We start from the raw sequence: 21048 nt of genomic DNA on the forward strand, positions 1-21048 counted from the left end.
CAAACACGATCCAACCAAGGAAGGAACCGGTTAGTACGCCTAGTGATAAGCCCGTCGAGATTGATACCCATATCGATACCGAACACCCCTGGGAAGACGGTCTAAACATCCGTAAAGGCCAGATCGGGGGCTAACGACACGCCGTCATTAGACCCACTTTTTGTCTATTAACCCCCGCGCTTTCCCTGGAATGACAACAAACATACCGTTCATTTCAGTTGCTGAAAACGTTATTCGCATCGTCACGGCGAGACGACTCAAGGCGGGAAAACCGAAGCTTTCCCGCCTTGTGCTGTACCCCGTACCGGATTTGAACCGGTGTTACCGCCGTGAGAGGGCGACGTCCTAGGCCGCTAGACGAACGGGGCCTATGAGGATGCTAGAAGCATCATCGCTGGGGTACCAGGACTCGAACCTAGAATGGATGAACCAGAATCACCTGTGTTGCCAATTACACCATACCCCAAGGGTCTGGACCTCAGAATCATTACGCTCCCGAGGACGACAGATAAAAAGCTTAGTGGAATCTCCTCGAGCTGGCAAATCCGCTGGACGTGTGACGCACCACGTTCTCGACTGGCCTCGGTTCACGCAGCACACCTGCTCTAACTGCACCCGCACAAGCGAGGCCGAAACCCGCAGCTACCATTCACGCACGCGGCCCTGCCGCCCAGCTTCCTCCCGCAGAACTTCCGGTACCCGCAGCCAGATGCGGGAACCCGGTGTGCAACCGGTCAGCATCGTGTAGCCATCGCACGCGGGCAGGGGAGAAAACATGGTGCGCACGGCCCCGGCGATGGTGATGTCAACGGCGTCGTAATCGCGGCGCGCCCGCGTCCAATTGACCGTGTAGGTATCCAGACCATCGAGAGTATCCGGACTCCATGTCCGATCCAGAGGAATCCGGAGCGGATAGCGCTCTACCAAGTTCACCCAGTCAGCCGCGGTAACAATCCGATAGATCCGCGAAGGATCCGGCTCGGCCGTATCCGGAACCGCGGTACGGGCCAGGCTGGAATGGGGGTAGTCGCCGGCGTCGTCGCCGAAAAATGACCAGGTGCTGGAGAGCTCACCGAGGGGGTGACCGGCGAAGAAATCGCCTACGTCGAAGCTGAGGTAGCTGAAGGCGAGGTAGTCCTCCGGGCACGCCGGACTATCTGACGGGCCCAGGATCTCGATGATCTGCGAACTTATCTCCCAGCCAAGCGGAGCACGGCTGCGGCGCGAACGGTGACTGCGGCGCCTGCTCGGCAATGCGACCTCGTGGAAGAGTAACTGCGCAGGCCGGAAACCCGCCTCCCATTCGGGCGGGATGCGCCCTTCGAGTACGCAATCCCGCGCAGCGGCTTCCTCCGTGCTCAACGCCCAATCCGCGGCAAGAACACGCTCAATATCCGCGTTAAAAGCAAAATGGATCGAGAACTCGCCCAGCGCCAGGTTAGCTCGCTGGAAACGGCCCAACTCAGCCAGCGGCCAGGACGGTTGGGGATTTTCGGCACCGAATAGCCCCACCCGCGGAACGCTCTCCACGCTGCCATCATCCATGGTGAGGGGCTCGAAGAATACCCGGTCACACGCACCCTCACCCACGCGCGCGCCCAGGGCTTCACCCGCACCCGCGTAGTCACGTGCGCCTGCACCTACCCGCTCCCAGGCCCTTCCCCAGGCACGCAGGTAGGTTCCCGGCGCGGGAAAAGACGCGGCGGGCCGCGGCAGCGGCGTCGTACATACCACCATCGCGGCCCTCCACGTTCGTATCTGAACTACCCGGAAATTTTCTCTAGGAGTTGGTCAATTCGTAGCACCGCTTCCTCACGCCCGAGGATCGCGATGGAGTCAATAACAGGAATGGACACATTCGTACCCGTCATCGCCACGAAAAGCGGACCGAAGGCGAAACGCGGCTTGATACCGAGCCCCTCCACCAGCGCCGCATCAAGAGCGGGCTTGATAGCTTCCGGCGTGAAATCATCCAGGCCGCTCAACGCTTCGCGAGCTCCCCGCAATGCCTCAGGCGCCGAATCGCGCAGCTTGGATAGCGCTTTTTCGTTGTATTCAAGCCCCGCGGCGTCAACGAACAGGAAGCCGAGCAGATCCCGGGCCTCGCCCAGCAGCTGCATGCGGGTCTGCGCCAGCGGCGCCGCCGCATCAAGAATCTCCCGTTCGCGATCCGTGAGCTCCTCATAGGTGGAAGCACTGAGTACATCGCTGAGGTAGGGAACCAGGCGCCGGGTGTAATCCGCCACCTCAAGGAGGCGGATATGGTCCGCATTAATGGCCACGCACTTCTTATCATCAAAACGTGCCGGATTCGGGTTAACGTTGTGGATATCGAAATGCTCCACAAGTTCTTCTTTGCTGAACACATCGCGCTCAGCGGAGAATGACCACCCGAGCAGGGCCAGGTAGTTGAGCAGGCCCTCCGGGATCATGCCGCGTTCGCGGTGGAGAAGCAGATTCGATTCCGGATCACGCTTGGAGAGCTTCTTATTCCCCTCCCCCATCACATAAGGCATATGCCCGAAACGCGGAGTCCACTTCGCGATTCCCAGTTCTTCGAGGGCGCGGTAGAGCACGATCTGGCGCGGCGTAGAAGAAAGCAGATCTTCCCCACGCAGCACGTCCGTCACTTCCGTGAGGGCATCATCGATGGGGTTCGTGAGGGTGTACAGCGGATCCCCGTTGGCGCGCACAATCACGTAATCCGGGGTGGAGCCGGCCCGGAAAGTGATATCCCCGCGGATAACATCCGTGAACGTAATATCTTCATCGGGCATGCGCATACGCAGCACCGGTTCGCGCCCTTCGGCCCGGTAGGCCGCCTTTTGTTCTTCGGTGAGGTTGCGGTCATAGCCGTCGTACCCGAGCTTGGGATCCTCCCCGCGTTCCCGGTGGCGCGCCTCGATTTCCTCCGGGGTGGAGAAAGATTCGTAGGCGTAACCGCGCTCCAGCAGCTGCGCCGCGACCTTGCGGTAGATATCACCGCGCTGGGACTGCCGGTAGGGACCGTGCGGGCCGCCCACCTCTACACCTTCATCCCAGTCCAGCCCGAGCCAGCGCAGGGAATCAAGAATCTGGTGATACGACTCTTCAGAATCACGGGCTGCATCGGTATCTTCAATACGGAAAATGAAAGTTCCACCTACGTGCCGGGCGTAGGCCCAGTTAAAGAGGCAGGTACGTACCATACCGACATGCGGGGTGCCGGTGGGTGAGGGACAGAAACGAACTCGGATCTCGCGTCCGGTAGCAGTTGTGATAGCCATGATGGGTTAAGGATACGCTACGGATATGACATATGATTTCGACACTCGCACCGTCTCTGATCTCATCGCGCAGGGCTCGCATAAATGGTCCGCGTTCGGGGATGCTATCGCCATGTGGGTGGCCGAAATGGATCTGGGAATCGCGCCCGAAATTCGCGATTACCTGGTGGACGCAGCGCAGCGCGGCGCCCTCGGCTACCTCCCGCCCCGCGAAATTCCGGGGATTATGAACGCGGTTTCCGACTGGCTCGGCCAATTCGGCCCAGCGCCCGATCCCGAGCGCATGTTCCTTATTCCCGAAGTTCTTAGCGCCTTGCGGATCACAATCACGCAGTTCACAGCCCCGGATGCCCCGGTCATCGTCCCCACTCCGGCCTATATGCCGTTCCTCACACTTCCGGGAGAGTACGGGCGCGAGGTGCGCCAAGTTCCCTCGATTTTCCGCGCGGGCCGCTGGGAACTGGACCTGGAAGCATTAGAGGCAGCTCTCACCCCCGGTTCTCTGCTTATTTTGTGTAACCCGTGGAATCCGGCGGGCCGCTGTTTGAGTGGCGCGGAGCTTGACGCGCTGGCTGCCGTGGTGGAACGGCGTGGCGCACGCGTTTTTGAGGATTGTATTCACGCCCCGGTGCTTATCGACGGCACCTACGTTCCCTACGGACCGCGCAGCGCGGCCACCCGCGCGCATACCATCACCGCGACCAGCGCAACGAAGGGCTGGAATATCCCCGGGCTCAAGGCTGCGCAGCTCATTTTTTATAACGACGACGACGCAGCCCGCTACGCGCCCCATGCCAATGCGTGGAGCTCTCCGACTTCCACGCTGGGAGCTCGCGCCACCAAAATTGCTTTCACGGAGGGCCGGGATTGGAATCGCGCGGTGTGCTCCTATATCGGTGAAACACTGCGGATCGTAGAAGAGCGGGTGCAGGCATGGCCCGGGGTGCGCATGGCGCACGTGGAAGGCACCTATATTGCTTTCCTTGATTTTTCCGAGGCGGAATTTGTGCGCGCGGAGAAGGAACGTGCCCGCCAGGAGGGACGCGAGCCGAAGGGCGCCGTCGCCGCAATTCTGGAACAGGCGCAGGTGGCGCTCACGCCCGGGCGGGCATCGGGCGCCGGTTTTGAGCAGTGGGCGCGCATGGTGCTGGCCACCCCGCGCGCGATCGCCCTGGAGGCCCTGGATCGGATCGAGGGCCTGCTGGAGTCCAGTTGTTCGCAAAGCTCAACGCGCCTTCGGGGCGCCGGTCGCTAAAGTCTAGGTGAAATACTAAGGTTAATGATATGAAAATAGCACGCTTGAGTTTGAGCCAGGGCCCGCGCTACGCGGTCTACGACGAAGGCGCCGATGACTTCGTTATCCTCGCCGATGACCCGATTTTTGGGGACATTCAACCTACCGGGGAGCGGGTGGCCGCCGCCGACGCCGTGCTCCTCTCCCCCATGATTCCGCGCTCGAAGGCCATTGGTTTTGGCAATGCAACCGCGCCGGGTGCCACCGCTGCTGACCTCTTCTTCTTTATGAAGCCCAATACGGCGGTGTGCGGGCCTGATGATCCGATTATCATTCCGGACTGGGCCAGCGAAGGCCTTGCCCACGAAGTGGAGCTCGGGATTATTATCGGGCGCGTTGCCAAGGATGTTCCCGAAGAACGCGCGCTGGACGCCGTTTTTGGTTACACCATTATTAATGATGTGACCGCCCGCGGGGATGTGAACGGCGCCCAGAAGATGTTTGATACCGCGCTCCCGGTGGGCCCCTATATCCTCACTGATATTGACGTGAGCGATCTTGCGATGACCTCGCGGGTCAACGGGGAAACCTACACCCGGGCGCGGAGCTCGGATTACCCGCTCTCCGTGGCCCAATCGGTGGCGGCGGCCTCGCGGCGCTGCACCCTACTACCCGGCGATATTATTCTGCCCGGCGCCTTTAACGGTGAGCCCCCGCTGAAAGCGGGCGACGTCGTCGAATGTGAAATCGAAGGTTTCGGAGTGCTGCGCAACCCGGTCCTCGCGGCAAACTAAAGCTCAGGCGGGCGTCAATTACACAACCGAGGCCCGTCCGCGCCGCGGGCGGCCTGTGCAGGAGGATAGATGAAGAAGCATCGCGATGGTTCCCTATCGCAAAAAGCTCCTTTCAAGAACGAGTCGTATCACACGGTTCCGTGGCTGCTCGCGCAGCGGCAACGCAAGCATCCGCGCGATATCGCGGTGCATATCCAGAACTCCATCGGCGGGAACTGGAAACCGTTGACGATTACGGAATTCCTCGAGCAGGTGCGCCTCACAGCGCGCGGGCTGATCGGCCTGGGTCTCGGGCACGGCGAACGCATCGGTATCCTCGCGGCAACCTCCTACGAATGGGCGCTTCTGGACGCGGCCGCTTTGCATATCGGGGTGGTGCCGGTTCCGATTTATGAAACGAGTTCGGCCAAGCAGATCGCGTGGATGGTTGCGGATGCGGAGATCACCCATATCTTTACCGATACCCGAGCTCACGCGGAATTGGTGGATTCGGTAACGCCGCCCGCGATTCCGCCCGCGACCGTCATGACGGAAGATTGGCGCGCCGCGCTGAACGCCGCGGCTCTCGAGGTTCCCGAAGAAGATCTCGAGGCCCGCATCGCGGCGGTCACCGCCGATTCCCTCGCAACCATTATTTACACGTCGGGCACCACCGGGGATCCCAAGGGCGTGGAACTCACCCACGGGAATTTCGCGCGTACCGTGCTGGGAACCTGGCATTACGAGCCGGAAATCCTCAATAATCCGCAGGCATCGCTCCTCCTCTTCCTCCCCATGGCTCATGTGATGGGGCGGATTTGTGCCTACTTTGGCCTGGCCACCCGTATTTCGGTAGGTTTCGTCGGCAACCTCAAGAACCTCATGAGCGATCTGGAAACTTTCAAACCCACCCTGCTGCTCGTAGTTCCGCGGGTGCTGGAAAAGGTTTATAACGCGGCCGAGGCGAAGGCCGGGGCGGGTGTGCGGCGCCGTATTTTCCGCTGGGCGGCGGATATTGCGGTGCAGAACGGGACGCGGCGCCGGCGCAGCCCGATTTTCGCGGTGAAGCGCGCACTGGCACGCAAGCTAGTTTTCAATAAATTACGCGAGGCGATGGGCGGGCGAATTCGTTTCGCAATTTCCGCCGGGGCGCCGCTGGGTACCCGCCTGGGGCGCTTCTATCGCGGCATCGGCTTAACGGTGGTGGAAGGCTACGGTCTCACGGAAACCACCGGTCCGGCAAATGCCACGCGCGCGGCGAATCCCGTGCTGGGCACCGTTGGATGGCCGCTGCCGGGCATGCGCATTAAACTTGCCGACGACGGCGAAGTCTTGGTCAAGGGCCACTCTGTTTTCCGCGGTTACCATAACAATCCCGAAGCTACCGCGGTTGCGTTTGCGGACGGTTGGTTCCACACCGGGGATCTCGGGACGCTCGATAAGCGCGGCAACCTCACCATTACCGGCCGAAAGAAGCACCTGATCGTCACGGCCGGAGGTAAGAATGTGGCACCGGCGGTGCTGGAGGACAAGCTGAGTTCCCACCCTCTCATCTCCAATGTGGTGGTTTTGGGTGATGGCGAACCCTTTATTTCCGCGCTAATTACCCTTGACGCACAGATGCTCCCCTCCTGGCTTTCTTCGCACGGCTTGCCGAAGATGACTCCGGCCGAAGCTATGAATTCCGAGGCCGTTCAGGCTTCGCTTCAGCGGGCGATTGACCGCACCAATGCCCAGGTATCGCGAGCGGAGTCCATCCGTAAATTCGTGATTGTGCCCGGTGATTTTAGCGAGGCGAATGGTTTGCTCACGCCCTCGCTTAAGGTGCGCCGCGAAGTGGTACTCGAGAGGTACCGCGATGTGGTGGACGGTATTTACGGGGCCAATCACTCCGAATCCACAAAGAAATCCGAGGAGAAGGAACGCCGGCGGGCGGCCCGGAAAGAACGGCGCGCGCAGCGCCGGCTGGGGCGGCTGGCGCGGCGCGGTGCGGCCGGGCAGCCGGGTGAGCAATCCGGCCAGCAGGATGGCCAGCAGCCTGGCGAGCCGGGCAGCGCCGAGAAGTAACGCGATGGAGATTAACGGGCGCACGGTCAGTTATGCCGTTATCGGGCATCCGATAGGGCATTCCCGCTCCCCCGCGATGCATAACGCATCCTTTGCTCACCTAGGTGTGAACGCCGTTTACCTCGCGTATGACATCGCTCCGGATTCGGGGGCTCGGGCAGTTAGTGCTTTACGCGATCTTGGTTTTGGCGGTTTTAACGTGACAATGCCGCATAAAACTGCCGTGTATGAGACCGTTGATGAGCTTTCCGACGATGCCCGACTCATGGAGTCCGTAAACACCGTTCACATATGTGGGGATGGACGCACGGTCGGTCATAATACCGATGGACGCGGGGCTCTTGCCGCGGTACGGGCGGCCGGCTACGCCCCTGGTGAAGCGGTGGTGGTGTTGGGTGCCGGCGGAGCTTCGCGCGCGATCTATACGCGGGCCGCCCTCGAAGGTATCTCCCGTATCCGGGTGTTTTCCCGGCGCGGAAAGAATTTCGAACGTGCGCGCGATATCCTCGCGCGCTTACGTGGTGAAACCGGCGTGGATGCTCAGCTTTGTGACCTTGCCGATGAGGGTACGCTTCGCCGCGAGGTGGATGCTGCTTCCCTTCTGGTCAATGCCACGAGTGTGGGGATGAGTGCCCATCCGGGGGCTCTCATTCCAGAAACGTGGCTACGCCCCGATCATATTGTTTTCGATGCGGTGTACGAACCTTTGGAAACTGAGCTTCTGCAGCGGGCCCGCCGCGTTGGCGCAGGCTGCGTATCAGGCCTGGATATGCTGCTGTGGCAAGGTGTTTTCGCGGAAGAAATCTGGCTGGGCCGCACCGACATTCCCGTAGAGGTCATGCGGGCGGCCCTGGGCCAGTAGATTATTATCCAGATAATCTTTTCCTTCCCGCTACTTTCCTACGCTATTGGCGCCGGTGCCACCAGCAGGTTCAACTAGAGCAGCTTCAGGATCTGCTGCGCTCGGGCCGGGAGTGCCGTCGCCATAGCGAATAATATGGCTTTCGTTCATATCGTCCTCTTCGAGCATGCGTAGCTGTTCTTCACGACTCAGCATCTGAATACCCCAGCCGGTTGCAGCCAGGATCAGTGCCACGATCATGCCCGACCAGTTAACAATCGCCCACGGGACATATTGCAAGGTTTCCACTCCGAGGGTTGCCGCCATATATGCACCTGCAGCGGTCCACGGGAATAGGGTTTCGGTCACGGTTACGGAATCCTCGAGCGTACGTCCTAATGTCATGGGGTGATAGCCGCGGCGTACGTATGCCGGGCGCAGTACTTCACCGGGCATAATGACGGAGATCTGGCCGTTACATGTGACGGAAATGGTTCCTAGTCCCACGCCGATGGTGCTGGCGACCAAGCCGAAGCGCGACTTAACACGGTGAAGTAGCTTTTCAATGAGGTAATCGAGCGAATGCGACACCCCCATGATTCCTGCGAAGGCTAAGGCACAGAAGCAGATCGCCAAGGTTCCTAGCATGGAATTCATTCCGCCGCGTTCCAGCAATGTCACCATGTCATCGCTCGGAGTCAAACTGGCCCACTCGGGCCGCTGTATCATATCGAGATTGAACCCCTTAACTAGAGCGGTGAAGGCATCTGCAATCGTCGACTTTTGGAAAACAAAGGTGTTGAAAAGCCCGAGGGCAACGCCTGCCATCATGACCGGAATGGTCGGGAAACGCAGTGCCGCACCAACGAGAACAACAATGGGTGGCACCAGGAGCCACGGCGTGAGGTGGAATCCGGCCGCTAATTGGTCGAGGGTTTCCTGCACTGCGGAAGTGTCGACTCCAGCAGCAGATCCCTTGATTCCCACAATCGCGAAAACAATAACGCCGATGATGAGCGCGGTTCCGGTGGTCCATGTCAGATTCTTAATATGCGTGAAGAGCGGCACGCGGGTAATCATCGCGGCGATATTTGTTGAATCGGAGAGCGGGGAGAATTTATCGCCAAAGTAGGCACCGGATACCACAGCTCCAGCGATCATTGGTAGATCAGCACCCAACCCGATGGCGATACCCATAAAGGCGACGCCGATGGTACCTGCAGATCCCCACGAAGTTCCAGTGCAGAGTGATACGACGGCGGTGCCGAGCAGAGCAACCAACGCCAACCACCGTGGGTCAATAATGGCTAGGCCCCAGTACACAAGGTACGGGATCGTCCCCGAAATCATCCACGCACCGATGAGTAGCCCAACGGTGAGAAGTATAAGGAGTGCAGGCCAGGCTTTCGCTGTCTTTTCGGCTACGGATTCGATCATCTCATCCCAGCTGTACCCCAGATATTTAGCAACGCAGGCGGCGACGGCTGCCGCCGCAATAATCATAGGTTCAACAGGCAAATCAAAGCCGATGTATCCCCCGCCGATGAACAATGCCAGGGAAATCACCGGCAAAAGCGCCAGGAAGACCGTTGGCTTCTTTTTCTTCCTATGTATCTCGGCCTCGGTGCCGCGATTGTTTTCCGAAGTCATCATTGATCCTTTCGCTGTGTCGATGACGACAATTCCTCGGTGAAATATGCGGCTAGTACCCTGTGGAGAACAGGGACCTGCCACAGCTTAGGTCAAAAGCGCTGACTGCGCACAGATTTATCTCAGTTTCTGTACTGCTGCTTCGCAGCGTTGCAGTGCAGTGTCAAGAAGTGATTGAGGAGCGGCGAGATTAAAACGAAGGTATTCGTGCCATTCCGGTCCAAATCCTTCGCCATATGAAGGATGCACTCCAGCTCCGGCGCATACCTCCGCGGCGGCAGCTGCACCCAATCTCCTGGTATCACACCAGAACAAATATGTCGCATCCGGAATGACAGCCTTTTCGCGCGCAAATAGGGCTCCGAAGCGCGGAACAAAAGCTTCCATATTGTTATCTATATAGGCGAGCGTGGTATTGAGCCATTCCTCGCATTGTGTCCAGGCTGCAATAGCGGCGGGAATGGCGAAATAATTGGGATTATGGAACCCCGCGGCGCGCAAGCCCTCTCGAATTCTGGCACGCAGTCGATGATCCGGAACTATTAACGCTGAAGCCTCTAGACCGGCCATATTGAAACTCTTTGAGGGAGAAAGCGCTGTGATGAGCCGGGTTCGCAATTTCGCATCCGCGTAGCGCGCTAACGGCAACCACCTCCGCCCAGCTCGCAGAATATCGCAGTGGATATCATCGGATAACACCAGACATGAACTCTTTGATAATAATTCCGAAAGCCGTTCCAGTTCCTCCTGGGTGAAGGCCCGCCCGGTCGGATTATGGGGATTAGTAAGAATGAAAAGATCCGCGTCTGGCAATATTGTTGCGAGCTCGTCAAAGGGGATATGCCAGGTTCCCTCCGTGTAGAACATGGACGGCTCAGCAACCTGACAACCGCAGCGGCGAACCACTTCCATGATGGGGTCATAAGCCGGCGAGAGCGTGATGACCTTCGCTCCCGCCGGCAGCATATGGGCGCAGATCATCGCTGTAGCTTCCACAATTCGTGGAACAAAAACGACCGATTCTTCGCCAAACTCGGTACCGTGACGACGCGCAAACCATGACGTACACGCGCTCGCAAAATCCGGAAAAACCTCGGTGTAACTGTAGATTCCCCGAGCTGCTGCTTTCTCAATAGCTACGCGGATTGCAGAAGCACACGCAAATTCCATTTCGGCAACCGAAAGTGAAATGTGTTCCGGGGGCAAGGTCTCCCATTTAGCGGACCAGGTACCACGCCGATTGATTACACGATGGAGATCTTCGAAGTCACCTCTAGTTATGCGCATCATTGCAGCCTCCTCACCACAAAGGGAGATGAACTTCTTTGAACACCCACCCTTTGTTTTGTTTCAAAACATACTCGCGAAATAGCAGTTTTGTCAACGTGAGAGTTTTATTATCACAACCCGGCGTGAGGTGTCATCGAAAGATTCCGGCTACACATATCAATTCAAGAGCACAAATGAAAATTGAGGTGATTTCATGACAAGAGTGCGCACGGAGGGACTCGAACCCTCACGCCCGAAGGCACTGGAACCTAAATCCAGCGCGTCTACCAATTCCGCCACGCGCGCGTACCGGTCTATCCTAGCGGATTTCCCGGGGTAGGAAAATTCAGAAGCTGCCCGAAGCGAAGAAAACTACCGGCAGCATCCCGATCCCTTACTTATCCCGATTATTCATCGATACCGAGATCGCGGCGCAGCCGAGCCACATGCCCGGTAGCTTTCACATTATAGAAAGCTGCCGCGACGGTGCCATCCGGATTCACCACGATGGTGGAGCGACGCATCCCGATCACCGTTTTACCCCAGTTTTGCTTTTCTCCCCAGGCACCCCATTCGCTTGCCACCGCATGATCTGGATCGGAGGCGAGCACGAAGTTGAGCCCCTGCTTCTCCCGGAACTTCTCCAGCGACGTGAGCGAGTCAGGGGAAACTCCCACCACGGCATATCCAGCCGAGCGCAGCGAGTTGAGGTTATCCCGGAAATCGCAGGCTTCGGTAGTACACCCCGGGGTATTTGCTTTCGGGTAGAAGTACACGATGACGCCGCGGGCGCCGTCGTTCAGATGCTCGGATAGCCGGAAGGTTCCCGCCGTGCTCTCCAGGGTGAAATCCGGGGCACGATCACCAGAATTTAACATCATTTTCCTTCACAATAAGCACAGCCCACGCGATCAGCATCGCGATGCCAATACCCAGGGGCCACAGCCCCAGAGGCGTGGGCGCAAACCACAGCATGAAAACAGCGCCGGCCCCGAATATCCACGGGCGTTCGCTGCGGTACCCGAACCCGCAGGCCGCAGCACCCACCGTACCGAGCCCAAGAATCACTCCGTACTGCGGAAGGAGATTCCCGCTGATAGCGATATACCAACCCACAACGAGGGTTGCCACGCCCAGCACAAGAATGGCGAGGGCAAGGTAATTGAGGTATCGAGCTTGGCGCATGCCACTCAGTCTAGCCCCCTAGCTGACGCATCACACGTCGCGCCCCGGCCCACGCTGGCCCGCGTCGGCCCGATACGCGAAAATGCAGATGTTTCGCGGGTAGCGTGGAGTGAACCACGCGAACGCGAAGCCCGGCAAAATTAAGAACATGAGTGAAGTCGACGCAGCTGATATGGGTCCGTGGCTCAGCCCCGAGGAACTCGAATTTGTCCGGCACAAGGTCCCGATGGTGTACGTGGATATTGTGCCGGTTCGCCTAGATGAAACCGGGCGGGTGATCGCTATCGGGATGCTGCTGCGTGCCGATTCCGAGGGGATTTTGCGGGAGTTTCCCTCGGGGCGGGTGCTCTTCCACGAACCGGTGCGCGCCGCGCTCATCCGCCATATCGATAAAGATCTGGGCTCGGTGGCACTTCCCCAGCTTCCGCCCTACCTGGCACCGTTCACGGTCACCGAATACTTCCCCACTCCCGAACCGGAGGCGGGGTACTACGATGCGCGCCAGCATCGCGTTGATCTGGCCTATATCATCCCCATTCACGGGGATTGTGATCCGGGAAATGACTCCCTGGAATTTACCTGGTTTACGCCCGGGGAGGCGCGCACCGCGGAGTTGCAGGCCGAAATGTCAGACGGGCACGCGGCTCTGCTGCGCGCCGCCCTTGGCTATATCGGTCGCTGCTAAACACGTAAACAGCGCTTACGGCAGCGGTTACGTCGCCTGTAAGCGGTGCTTACTCAGGGCCGGAGCGGGCCCCGCCCGCGCCATTAGCTCTGCTCCCCCGGCACCGTTCCAGCAGCGCTATTTCCCTCTAGTGCTGTTCCAGCAGCACCTGCATAATCACCGGGGCTAACTGGGCAAAGGCCTTACCGCGGTGGGAGATGGCATCCTTTTCTTCCGGGCTCAGTTCCGCATTGGAACGGCTGGAACCGACCGGCGCGAAGATCGGATCGTATCCAAAACCGCCGCTACCACGCTCAGCAGTAAGGAGAGCACCCGGCATATCCCCTTCACGTACCTCCTCACGGCCCTGCGGGGTTACCAGTGCGGCCGCGCAATGGAAATGCGCGCCGCGATTGGCCAGGGGCACATCTGCTAACTGGGCGAGGAGTAGGTGGCGGTTTGCGGCGTCGTTCCCGTGCGCACCGCTCCAGCGCGCCGAAAAAATGCCAGGTGCCCCGCCCAAAATATCTACGCAGAGGCCCGAATCATCAGCAATAGCCGGAAGGCCGGTGGCGCGCGCGTAGGCCCGTGCTTTAATGAGGGCATTCTGTGCGAATGTGGTGCCATCCTCCACCGGTTCGGGCACCTCAAACTCCCCGCCGGAGACCAGTTCGATTCCGTTCAACCACGGCGCCAGAATATTGTGCAGTTCCGTGACTTTATGGGTGTTTCCGGTAGCGACGACGACGCGCCGCGGCTGCGCTACTTCCACTGGTCGCCGCCGGTAAAAACATCGCTACGCACGGGATTCTCCCCTTCGAAAAGCACCCGGTGCTGGAGCTCACGAAGCTCACGGGTGCCCTTATCCGCCAGATCAAGCAAAACCGCCAGATCGGCACGGTTGAAGGGGTGGTGTTCCGCGGTTCCCTGTACCTCCACGTAGTCCCCACTGCCAAGCGCCACGATATTCATATCGGTATCTGCCCGCACATCTTCTTCATAGGGAAGGTCAAGGCGGGGCTGGCCATCAATAATGCCCACGGACACCGCGGAAACCGAGGTGGTGAGAACCGGGCGACGCACCAACTTACGTGCCCGGGCCCAGGAAATAGCATCCGCCAGGGCCACGAAGGCGCCCGTGATGGCCGCGGTGCGAGTTCCGCCGTCGGCCTGCAACACATCGCAATCCAGAGTGATGGTGTTTTCCCCCAGGGCTTTCATATCAACGGCCACGCGCAGGCTGCGCCCGATGAGCCGCGAAATCTCATGGGTGCGACCCCCGATTTTCCCGCGCACCGATTCGCGCGGGGAACGATCCGAGGTAGCACGCGGAAGCATGGAGTATTCAGCGGTAACCCAGCCTTCCCCGCTGCCTTTACGCCAGCGCGGCACCCCTTCTTCAAAGGAAGCAACGCAGAGCACGGTGGTGCGCCCGTAGCGCACCAGCACACTGCCTTCCCCGGTTTCAAAATAGTGGCGGTCAATGGTAACGGGGCGCATCTCATCTGCGGCGCGCCCATCGGCACGGACAGCAGAGCGGCCGTTAGCGCGCCCATCGGCACGAGTGGCGCTGGAATTCTTGTCAGTCATGCCTTAAGGCTACCGCGCCGCTACGACATGAAAAATACGGCCGCTGCCCCGGGAGCCTCGAAACCGCGGGTACCTACCGACGCGCGGGCTTAGATGCGGAAGGCTTCCCCGGCCCGCACGCAGGCAACCCGGCCCTCGTATTCTTCCCGGGCCGCGGCTCGCACGGATTCCCGGTCCGTCCACGGCTGCAGGTGGGTGAGGAGCATCTCACGGGCTCCGGCCTGCGCTGCTAATATCCCGGCTCGCGAACCGGTGAGGTGAATGCCGCGTACGGTATCCCGGCCGTCCTCATAGGCGCATTCGGAAAGGAGCAGATCGGCGCCGCGCGCCGCGGCGATGACGCCGTCGCACAGATCGGTATCCCCCGTGAACGTGAGCACCGCGTTCTCCCCCGGGCGAATATCAGAAGGCCCGGTGATCCGGTAGGCGAAGGCCTCCACCGTGTGCAGTGCGGGGAAAGCCTGGATGGTCATGGGGCCAACGCGGAACATATCCCCGCTGCGAACCTGGCGGAAATCAAAGACGTCATCGTAAGTTTCCTCGGGGCCGTCGTCGCCCAGTTGGCGGGCGCGCCGCCGGGCATCCCCGGGGCTATAGACCGCCACCCGGGGCAGCGGGCCGGAGGGGTGCCAGCGCCGGTAGACCTGCATCCCGATAAGGTCCGCGCAGTGGTCGGCGTGCAGGTGCGAGATCACCATGGCGTCCACAAGCGCCGGGTCGGTATAGCGCAGCAGATGGCCCATAGCACCGGGACCGAAATCCAAGGTGAACGTGTAGGTGCGCGGGGTACCGTTCGCGTCTGTACCATCCGCCTGGATCAGGTAGGCCGAGGCCGGCGATTCGGGCCCGGACATCGAGCCGGAACATCCAATGATTGTCAGTCTCATGCCGAGAGTTCCTCCGTAGATAGCACAGTTCCTACTTCCGGACCGAGGAATCGGCGGGCGAGGCGCCCGAAACTCACCGGGTCACCGGTGGCGTAGAAGCGGCGCCGGGGGGTGCCCGGGCCGGCAAACATATCGCGGGTAGCTAGTGCGCGGTAAACGTCGCGGGCGGTTTCATCCGCGGAGGACACGATAGTGACGTCCTCCCCCATGGTGTAGGAGATCACGCCGGCGAGCAGCGGGTAATGGGTGCAGCCGAGCACCAGGGTATCCACTCCGGCCGCCCGCACGGGGGCCAGGTAATGTTCGGCCACTGCCTGCACCTGGGCGCCGGCCGTCTGCCCCTGTTCCACCAGCTCCACGAACTCCGGGCAAGCCCGGGTGGTCAGCTCCAGATTCGGGGCAGCGGTAAAAGCATCCTGGTACGCGCCCGATTCGATGGTGGCCGGGGTGGCGATCACCCCGATTTTCCCGTTCCGGGTGGCCCGTACCGCGCGGCGCACCGCCGGGCGAATCACCTCCAGCACCGGGATCCCCATCTCCGTAGCAAAACGCTGCCGCGCATCGGCAAGCGCCGCGGAGGTAGCCGAGTTGCAGGCGATGACCAGCATTTTCACACCGGATCTCACCAATTTATCCATGATGTCCATGGCGTAGGCGCGCACCTCGGGGATGGATTTGGTGCCGTAGGGGCAGTGCGCGGTATCCCCGATATAGGTAATGGATTCGCCCGGAAGTTGATCAATAATGGCGCGCGCTACCGTGAGGCCACCTACGCCGGAATCAAAAATACCAATGGGACGGGAATCCATACTGTCAAGTTACCGCCGCAGGTCCTTGTTCTGAATGGCAGTGATGAGTGAATCTTGCCACCACGCGATAATCACGTAGAGCACGCCGATCATATCGTCGGTGGTATCGATCTGGGGGCGTTCGGATTCCATAATGCTGAGCGCACGCGAGGTCACCGCCTGCGATTCCGCTGCCGTGGTGATATTGCGGCGGCTGCCGAGCACGATGCGGATATCATTGGCGCCGGCCAGCCACGCCCCGGCATCCTCATTACTCACCCACACTTTCTCGCTTGCCAGCGAAGTATAGAAAACCAGCAAGTTGCAGATTTTTGCGTGGCAGACCGCGGATTCGGTGAGCGAACGTAATTCGTCCGCGAGCGCGGGTTCTTCCGACATATCGGGGAGGAGGCGGGCGAGGGCGGTATCCATATTGCGCGCGGGGACGTAGCAGCGCGTGCTCTCCAGATCAGCTAATTCGCGTTCGTAGGAGGCGAGCACATCGCTGGATTCTTCCACGTGCTGTGCGCTAGTTCCGCCCGTGAGGTGACTAGTTCCGCCCGTCACGTGGTCAGTTCCACCCGTAAGATCGCCGGCTCGGCTACCTTCGTCGTTCATTTCTTCGTCCAGGTTGTAGCCGAGCAGCGTTGCGACGTCGCGGGCGAGTCCGGCAAAAAGTTGCCGTTCGGTCGCGTCAACACTGGCGCGGTAGCCGCCGCGGGCGGGGCGGAAAGGCAGCATGGTTATCTCCCACCTTCCGGTTCTTCTTCGATGGTGGCGAGCAGTCCGTAGGTGTGCATGGCCCTAGCGTCTGTTTCCATTTGTTCGCGCGGTCCGGTTGATACGACGGCGCGCCCGCGGGTATGGACCTCGAGCATGAGGTTGAGGGCGCGGTCGGCCGAATGGCCAAAGTAGGATTGGAATACCCACTGCACATAGCTCATAAGGTTGATCGGGTCATCGTGCACAACGGTGCGCCAGGCGCGGGCCGGGCTGGCCGCCGCTTCGAAAAGCGTGAGGCTTTCGGTGCGGGTAGCTGGGCTGCTGGCCCCTAAATCTTCAGGAGATGGGTGCGCGCTCATACCTCCATCCTAGTGCCAAGCTCTGTCTGGCGCGGCCGATCATCCCCGGTCCGCTCCGATGCGCGCGGGTAAACTCGTGCATATGAGTGTTTCAACTGCTTTGCTCACCGATATGTACGAGCTGACCATGGTGGATGCCGCCATGCAGTCGGGAAAGGCCCAACGGCGGGCTGTTTTTGAGATTTTTGCGCGCCGGCTGCCGGGCGGGCGGCGTTACGGGGTGGTGGCCGGAACGGGTCGCCTCCTTGATGCCCTGAAGAATTTCCGTTTCGGGGAAGAAGAAATTGAGTATCTGCGCGCCAATAAGATCGTTTCCGACGCTGCCCTGGAGTGGCTGCGCACGTTCCGCTTCTCCGGTGATATTTGGGGTTACGCGGAAGGAGAAATGTACTTCCCCGGCTCCCCTATTCTCACCGCGGTGGGAACTTTCGCGGAGTGCTGCGTACTGGAAACCCTCGCGCTATCTATTTTCAACTATGACTCGGCGGTGGCTACGGCTGCCTCGCGGATGACGATTGCGGCGCACGGGCGGCCCTGCGTGGATTTCGGGGCGCGCCGCACCCACGAACGCAGCGCTGTTTCCGCGGCCCGCGCGGCCTATATCGCAGGCTTTGTGGGCACCTCGGATCTGGAGGCCGGGCGCCAGTACGGGATCCCGGTTTCCGGCACCTCGGCGCATTCCTTCACCCTGGTCCATGATTCGGAGCGCGAAGCTTTTGATACTCAGATCGCGGCGATGGGCACCGGCACCACCCTCCTCGTGGATACCTACAATATCGCGCAGGGTGTGGAGAATGCGGTGGCGGCCGGGCGCGCTGCCGGCGGTGAGATCGGCGCGGTGCGCATCGATTCGGGTGATTTGATCGCAACGGCTTTCCAGGTGCGTGAGCAGCTTGATCGCCTGGGGGCCACGTCCACGAAGATTACCGTCACCTCGGACCTGGATGAATACGCGATTGCGGCGCTCAATTCCGCTCCGGTGGATGGCTACGGAGTGGGGACCCGGCTGGTGACCGGTTCGGGGGTTCCCACCGCGCAAATGGTGTATAAGCTGGTCCAGCGCGAGGGTGCGGATGGCCGGCCCGAAGAGGTCGCCAAGGCCTCGGAAAATAAGGCTTCTGTGGGTGGCCTCAAGGTTGCCGGGCGTCTAGAAAGCGGGGGGCATGCCACCGAAGAGCTGGTGGTGAGCGCCGCTAGTTTCGCGGAGGGCCTGGCCTACCTGGAGAAGCAGGGTGCCCGCCCGCTTCAGGTCCACCTGGTGAACGCCGGCGTGATCGATGAACGCTACTGCGGCACGGAGGTCCTCTCCGCGGCCCGCCTGCGCCACGATACCTCGCGCGATGCCCTCCCCTACGACGGTTGGCGCCTCTCCGCTGGGGAACCCGCTATCCCCACCCGCATGGTGGATATTTTCCCGGGCGACGACGCCGCGGCTTAATTCCCGCTCGCCTTTCTGCTCGCCGCGGCCGTTGCGGCTCGCTGCACGGGCCGCGCGCTCACACGGCGCTGTTTCGGGGTGACGCGCCTAGCGTTGGCCCACGAACCAGCGCCGCAGTGTTTTCACGCGTGCCTCAATCTGGTCGGCACTGGCGCGCGCCACTTCCGGGCCGCCGCAGGCCCGGCGCAGCTCGGTATGAATAAGGGCGTGCGGATCCCCGGTTTTCTTCGCCCAGGCCGCCACCAGCTGAGTGAGTTCCTTACGTGCGGTGCGCCGCCGGGTAAGTTCATCGGTTCCGGCGGCCGGGCGCTGAGTGCGGGCCTTTTTCGCCTGCTCGGCCTGGTGGGCCCGCAGCAGCGTAGTTACTTCTTCGGGTTCAAGCAGGCCGGGAATCCCCAGAAAATCGGCTTCTTCTTCCGAACCAACAGCAGCCCCGAGCCCGAATTCACCGCCATCAAAAAGCGCCCTATCAAAAAGCGCACCCGATTCCAGGGCTTCGTAGCCCGGGCCGGCCAGTTCCTCACTGGCTTTTTCTTCCCGATTGGCGGCCTCCAGCAGCTCATCTTCCCAGCCGGTCACCTCCGCCTGCTTCGAAATGGCGTGATCGCGTTCTTTTTCCATCTGAGCGGCCAGCTCAAGCAGCACCGGCACGGACGGCAGAAACACCGTCGCGGTTTCCCCGCGCCGGCGCGCCCGCACGAAACGCCCGATAGCCTGCGCGAAATACAGCGGCGTGGAGGCCGAGGTCGCGTACACGCCCACCGCGAGCCGCGGCACGTCCACACCTTCGGATACCATGCGCACCGCCACCATCCACCGGGAATCTGAACCGGCGAAGCTCGCGATTTTTTCATTCGCTCCTGAATCATCGGAGAGCACCACGGTGGGGGCCTCCCCGGTGATCTCGGTAAGAATATCTGCGTAAGCCCGCGCGTCTTTCTGGTTGGAGGCGATCACCAGCCCACCCGAATCAGGTAGCGAGCGGCGCACCACCGTGAGGCGTTCGTTCGCGGCGGAAAGCACTTCCGGGATCCACTCCCCGCCCGGGTTGAGGGCGGTACGCCACGCCTGGGCCGTCATGTCTTTGGTGAGCGGCTCCCCCAGGGTTGCGGCCACCACATCCCCCTGTTTCGTTTGCCAACGCACCTGCCCGGAATAGGACAGGAAAATGACGGGCCGGACCACCCCGTCACGCAGGGCCTGGGCGTAGCCGTAGGTGTAATCAGCTTTCGAACGCAGATTGCCGTAGCCATCCGGTTCGTAGGTCACGAAAGGGATGGGCGAGGTATCCGAGCGGAACGGCGTGCCGGTGAGGGCCAGGCGCCGCGCCGCCGGGGTGAAGGCTTCGCGGATGCCATCGCCCCAGGAGAGTGCATCCCCGCCGTGGTGGATTTCATCCAGAATCACGAAGGTGGGCCGCGCAGCGGTGCGTTCGCGATGCAGGGCGGGGTTGGCGGCCACCTGAGCATAGGTCACGCACACCCCGTTGAAGAAGGATCCCTCGGTGCGTTGCGCATTCGTAAAATCAGCGTCCAGCTGAATACCCACGCGGGCCGCGGCCTGCGCCCACTGGGTTTTCAGGTGTTCCGTGGGGCAGACCACCGTGATGGTGCGAGCCTCGTGACGCGCGAGCATTTCGACGGCGACGCGCAACGCAAAGGTAGTTTTTCCCGCGCCGGGGGTTGCTACCGCGAGGAAATCACGGGGCATGCGCTCCAGGTAGAGGCGCAACGCTTCGGCCTGCCAGGAACGCAGGCTCGAGGTGGTTCCCCAGGCCGCGCGGGCCGGGAAAGCCGGAGGGAGATTCGAGGCGGCGGAAACAGAGGGACTATGCGGGGTGGAAGCGGGAATCGAACGGTGCAGACTCACTTGCCACTTCCCGGCACGTCCGGCCCGAAGGGCCATCCGGAGCCTTGGTTGCCCATCTGTTTGCGGATCTCCTTGCAGGTGGGGCACACCGGGTAACGATCCGGGTTGCGCGAAGGAATCCAGATCTTCCCGCACAGCGCCACCACCGGCTGACCGTATACGGCCGAGGCCACGAGGCGGTCCTTGCGTACATAGTGGGAAAAACGCTCTTCGTCACCGTGGGAGAGGCGTTCATCGGTGCGCTCCAGCAACCCTACGGATTGTTGAGATTCCGTAGCCGGGCCGGCCGGGGCCGATGGTGCGCCCGGAGTTCCTAAAGGATCGGGAAGGGAAGTACTCATGGGCTCTATTGTACGGCCCGTGCCGGGAGTGGGAAGCAGCCGGGCGGCGCCGTCGTACCTCACCTCGCCACAAAGAAGAATCGCCTCCCCGGCGTGAACCGAGG

At 60.9% G+C, this 21048-nt stretch carries 20 protein-coding genes and 3 tRNA genes; 6 read left to right on the forward strand and 17 right to left on the reverse strand.

Annotated features, from left to right (window positions below):
* Nucleotides 1–295: 295 nt before the first annotated feature.
* The 4 genes from DDD64_RS06220 to gltX form a co-directional block, all read right to left on the reverse strand.
* Nucleotides 296–368 (reverse strand) — tRNA-Glu (locus DDD64_RS06220).
* A 26-nt stretch (nt 369–394) separates the two neighbouring features.
* Nucleotides 395–466 (reverse strand) — tRNA-Gln (locus DDD64_RS06225).
* A gap of 176 nt (nt 467–642) precedes the next feature.
* Nucleotides 643–1737, reverse strand: coding sequence for a hypothetical protein (locus DDD64_RS06230; RefSeq protein WP_126135536.1), 1095 nt, complete (start codon nt 1735–1737; stop codon nt 643–645).
* Between the two features lie 26 nt (nt 1738–1763).
* Entirely contained in the window at nt 1764–3266 is a 1503-nt protein-coding gene (gene gltX / locus DDD64_RS06235; protein ID WP_126135537.1) for a glutamate--tRNA ligase, read from the reverse strand.
* 25 nt (nt 3267–3291) lie between these two features.
* Between gltX and DDD64_RS06240 the strand changes: the two genes are divergently transcribed.
* The 4 genes from DDD64_RS06240 to aroE all read left to right on the forward strand — a co-directional run bounded on the left by DDD64_RS06240 (nt 3292) and on the right by aroE (nt 8202).
* Entirely contained in the window at nt 3292–4521 is a 1230-nt protein-coding gene (locus tag DDD64_RS06240) for a MalY/PatB family protein (protein ID WP_126135538.1), read from the forward strand.
* Nucleotides 4522–4550: 29 nt separating this feature from the next.
* A complete protein-coding gene (locus DDD64_RS06245; RefSeq protein WP_126135539.1) occupies nt 4551–5294 on the forward strand; it encodes a fumarylacetoacetate hydrolase family protein in 744 nt (247 codons plus the stop codon).
* A gap of 69 nt (nt 5295–5363) precedes the next feature.
* Nucleotides 5364–7340 (forward strand): AMP-dependent synthetase/ligase, encoded by a 1977-nt coding sequence (locus DDD64_RS06250; protein ID WP_126135540.1) that lies wholly within the window; start codon nt 5364–5366, stop codon nt 7338–7340.
* Between the two features lie 4 nt (nt 7341–7344).
* Nucleotides 7345–8202, forward strand: a complete 858-nt coding sequence (aroE, locus tag DDD64_RS06255) for a shikimate dehydrogenase (protein ID WP_126135541.1) — start codon at nt 7345–7347, stop codon at nt 8200–8202.
* Nucleotides 8203–8232: 30 nt separating this feature from the next.
* Here the strand turns inward: aroE and nhaC are convergent, their stop codons facing one another.
* From nhaC to DDD64_RS06280, 5 genes are all read right to left on the reverse strand, one after another.
* Nucleotides 8233–9834 carry a Na+/H+ antiporter NhaC gene (gene nhaC / locus DDD64_RS06260; protein ID WP_126135542.1) on the reverse strand — a complete coding sequence of 534 codons (1602 nt, stop codon included), beginning with the start codon at nt 9832–9834 and terminating at the stop codon, nt 8233–8235.
* A 114-nt stretch (nt 9835–9948) separates the two neighbouring features.
* Complete coding sequence (locus DDD64_RS06265; RefSeq protein ID WP_126135543.1) at nt 9949–11121, reverse strand: MalY/PatB family protein; 1173 nt, start codon at nt 11119–11121, stop codon at nt 9949–9951.
* A gap of 203 nt (nt 11122–11324) precedes the next feature.
* Nucleotides 11325–11406 (reverse strand) — tRNA-Leu (locus DDD64_RS06270).
* Nucleotides 11407–11507: 101 nt separating this feature from the next.
* Nucleotides 11508–11978: a thioredoxin-dependent thiol peroxidase gene (gene bcp, locus DDD64_RS06275; RefSeq protein ID WP_126135560.1), complete on the reverse strand. Its 471-nt coding sequence runs from the start codon at nt 11976–11978 to the stop codon at nt 11508–11510.
* Nucleotides 11962–12285, reverse strand: coding sequence for a hypothetical protein (locus DDD64_RS06280; RefSeq protein WP_126135544.1), 324 nt, complete (start codon nt 12283–12285; stop codon nt 11962–11964). The genes bcp and DDD64_RS06280 overlap by 17 nt, the downstream gene beginning before the upstream one ends.
* Before the next feature lie 148 nt (nt 12286–12433).
* Between DDD64_RS06280 and DDD64_RS06285 the strand changes: the two genes are divergently transcribed.
* On the forward strand, nt 12434–12970 hold the full coding sequence (locus DDD64_RS06285) for a DUF4916 domain-containing protein (RefSeq protein WP_026429485.1): 537 nt from the start codon (nt 12434–12436) through the stop codon (nt 12968–12970).
* Between the two features lie 127 nt (nt 12971–13097).
* On the opposite strand, the gene rdgB is transcribed toward DDD64_RS06285, so the two are convergent.
* The 6 genes from rdgB to clpS all read right to left on the reverse strand — a co-directional run bounded on the left by rdgB (nt 13098) and on the right by clpS (nt 17296).
* Nucleotides 13098–13721 carry an RdgB/HAM1 family non-canonical purine NTP pyrophosphatase gene (gene rdgB / locus DDD64_RS06290; RefSeq protein WP_126135546.1) on the reverse strand — a complete coding sequence of 208 codons (624 nt, stop codon included), beginning with the start codon at nt 13719–13721 and terminating at the stop codon, nt 13098–13100.
* Nucleotides 13712–14539, reverse strand: coding sequence for a ribonuclease PH (gene rph, locus DDD64_RS06295; RefSeq protein WP_126135547.1), 828 nt, complete (start codon nt 14537–14539; stop codon nt 13712–13714). The genes rdgB and rph overlap by 10 nt, the downstream gene beginning before the upstream one ends.
* Nucleotides 14540–14628: 89 nt before the next feature.
* Nucleotides 14629–15426 (reverse strand): MBL fold metallo-hydrolase, encoded by a 798-nt coding sequence (locus DDD64_RS06300; protein WP_126135548.1) that lies wholly within the window; start codon nt 15424–15426, stop codon nt 14629–14631.
* Nucleotides 15423–16235: a glutamate racemase gene (gene murI, locus DDD64_RS06305; protein ID WP_126135549.1), complete on the reverse strand. Its 813-nt coding sequence runs from the start codon at nt 16233–16235 to the stop codon at nt 15423–15425. The genes DDD64_RS06300 and murI overlap by 4 nt, the downstream gene beginning before the upstream one ends.
* Nucleotides 16236–16244: 9 nt before the next feature.
* Nucleotides 16245–16955, reverse strand: a complete 711-nt coding sequence (locus tag DDD64_RS06310; protein WP_126135550.1) for a DUF2017 family protein — start codon at nt 16953–16955, stop codon at nt 16245–16247.
* 2 nt (nt 16956–16957) lie between these two features.
* Nucleotides 16958–17296: an ATP-dependent Clp protease adapter ClpS gene (gene clpS / locus DDD64_RS06315; protein ID WP_126135551.1), complete on the reverse strand. Its 339-nt coding sequence runs from the start codon at nt 17294–17296 to the stop codon at nt 16958–16960.
* Between the two features lie 82 nt (nt 17297–17378).
* Between clpS and DDD64_RS06320 the strand changes: the two genes are divergently transcribed.
* Nucleotides 17379–18734, forward strand: coding sequence for a nicotinate phosphoribosyltransferase (locus tag DDD64_RS06320; RefSeq protein WP_126135552.1), 1356 nt, complete (start codon nt 17379–17381; stop codon nt 18732–18734).
* Between the two features lie 87 nt (nt 18735–18821).
* Here DDD64_RS06320 and DDD64_RS06325 read toward each other — a convergent pair whose 3' ends face one another.
* Together DDD64_RS06325 and DDD64_RS06330 are read right to left on the reverse strand one after the other, a co-directional pair.
* The gene (locus DDD64_RS06325) at nt 18822–20639 is read right to left on the reverse strand and encodes a DEAD/DEAH box helicase (protein WP_241227486.1); all 1818 of its coding nucleotides are present in this window, start codon (nt 20637–20639) and stop codon (nt 18822–18824) included.
* Complete coding sequence (locus tag DDD64_RS06330) at nt 20600–20944, reverse strand: DUF3039 domain-containing protein (RefSeq protein ID WP_126135554.1); 345 nt, start codon at nt 20942–20944, stop codon at nt 20600–20602. The genes DDD64_RS06325 and DDD64_RS06330 overlap by 40 nt, the downstream gene beginning before the upstream one ends.
* Nucleotides 20945–21048 lie beyond the last annotated feature (104 nt).

The sequence above is a fragment of the Actinotignum sanguinis genome (assembly GCF_003957255.1).
Classification (GTDB): Bacteria; Actinomycetota; Actinomycetes; order Actinomycetales; family Actinomycetaceae; genus Actinotignum; species Actinotignum sanguinis.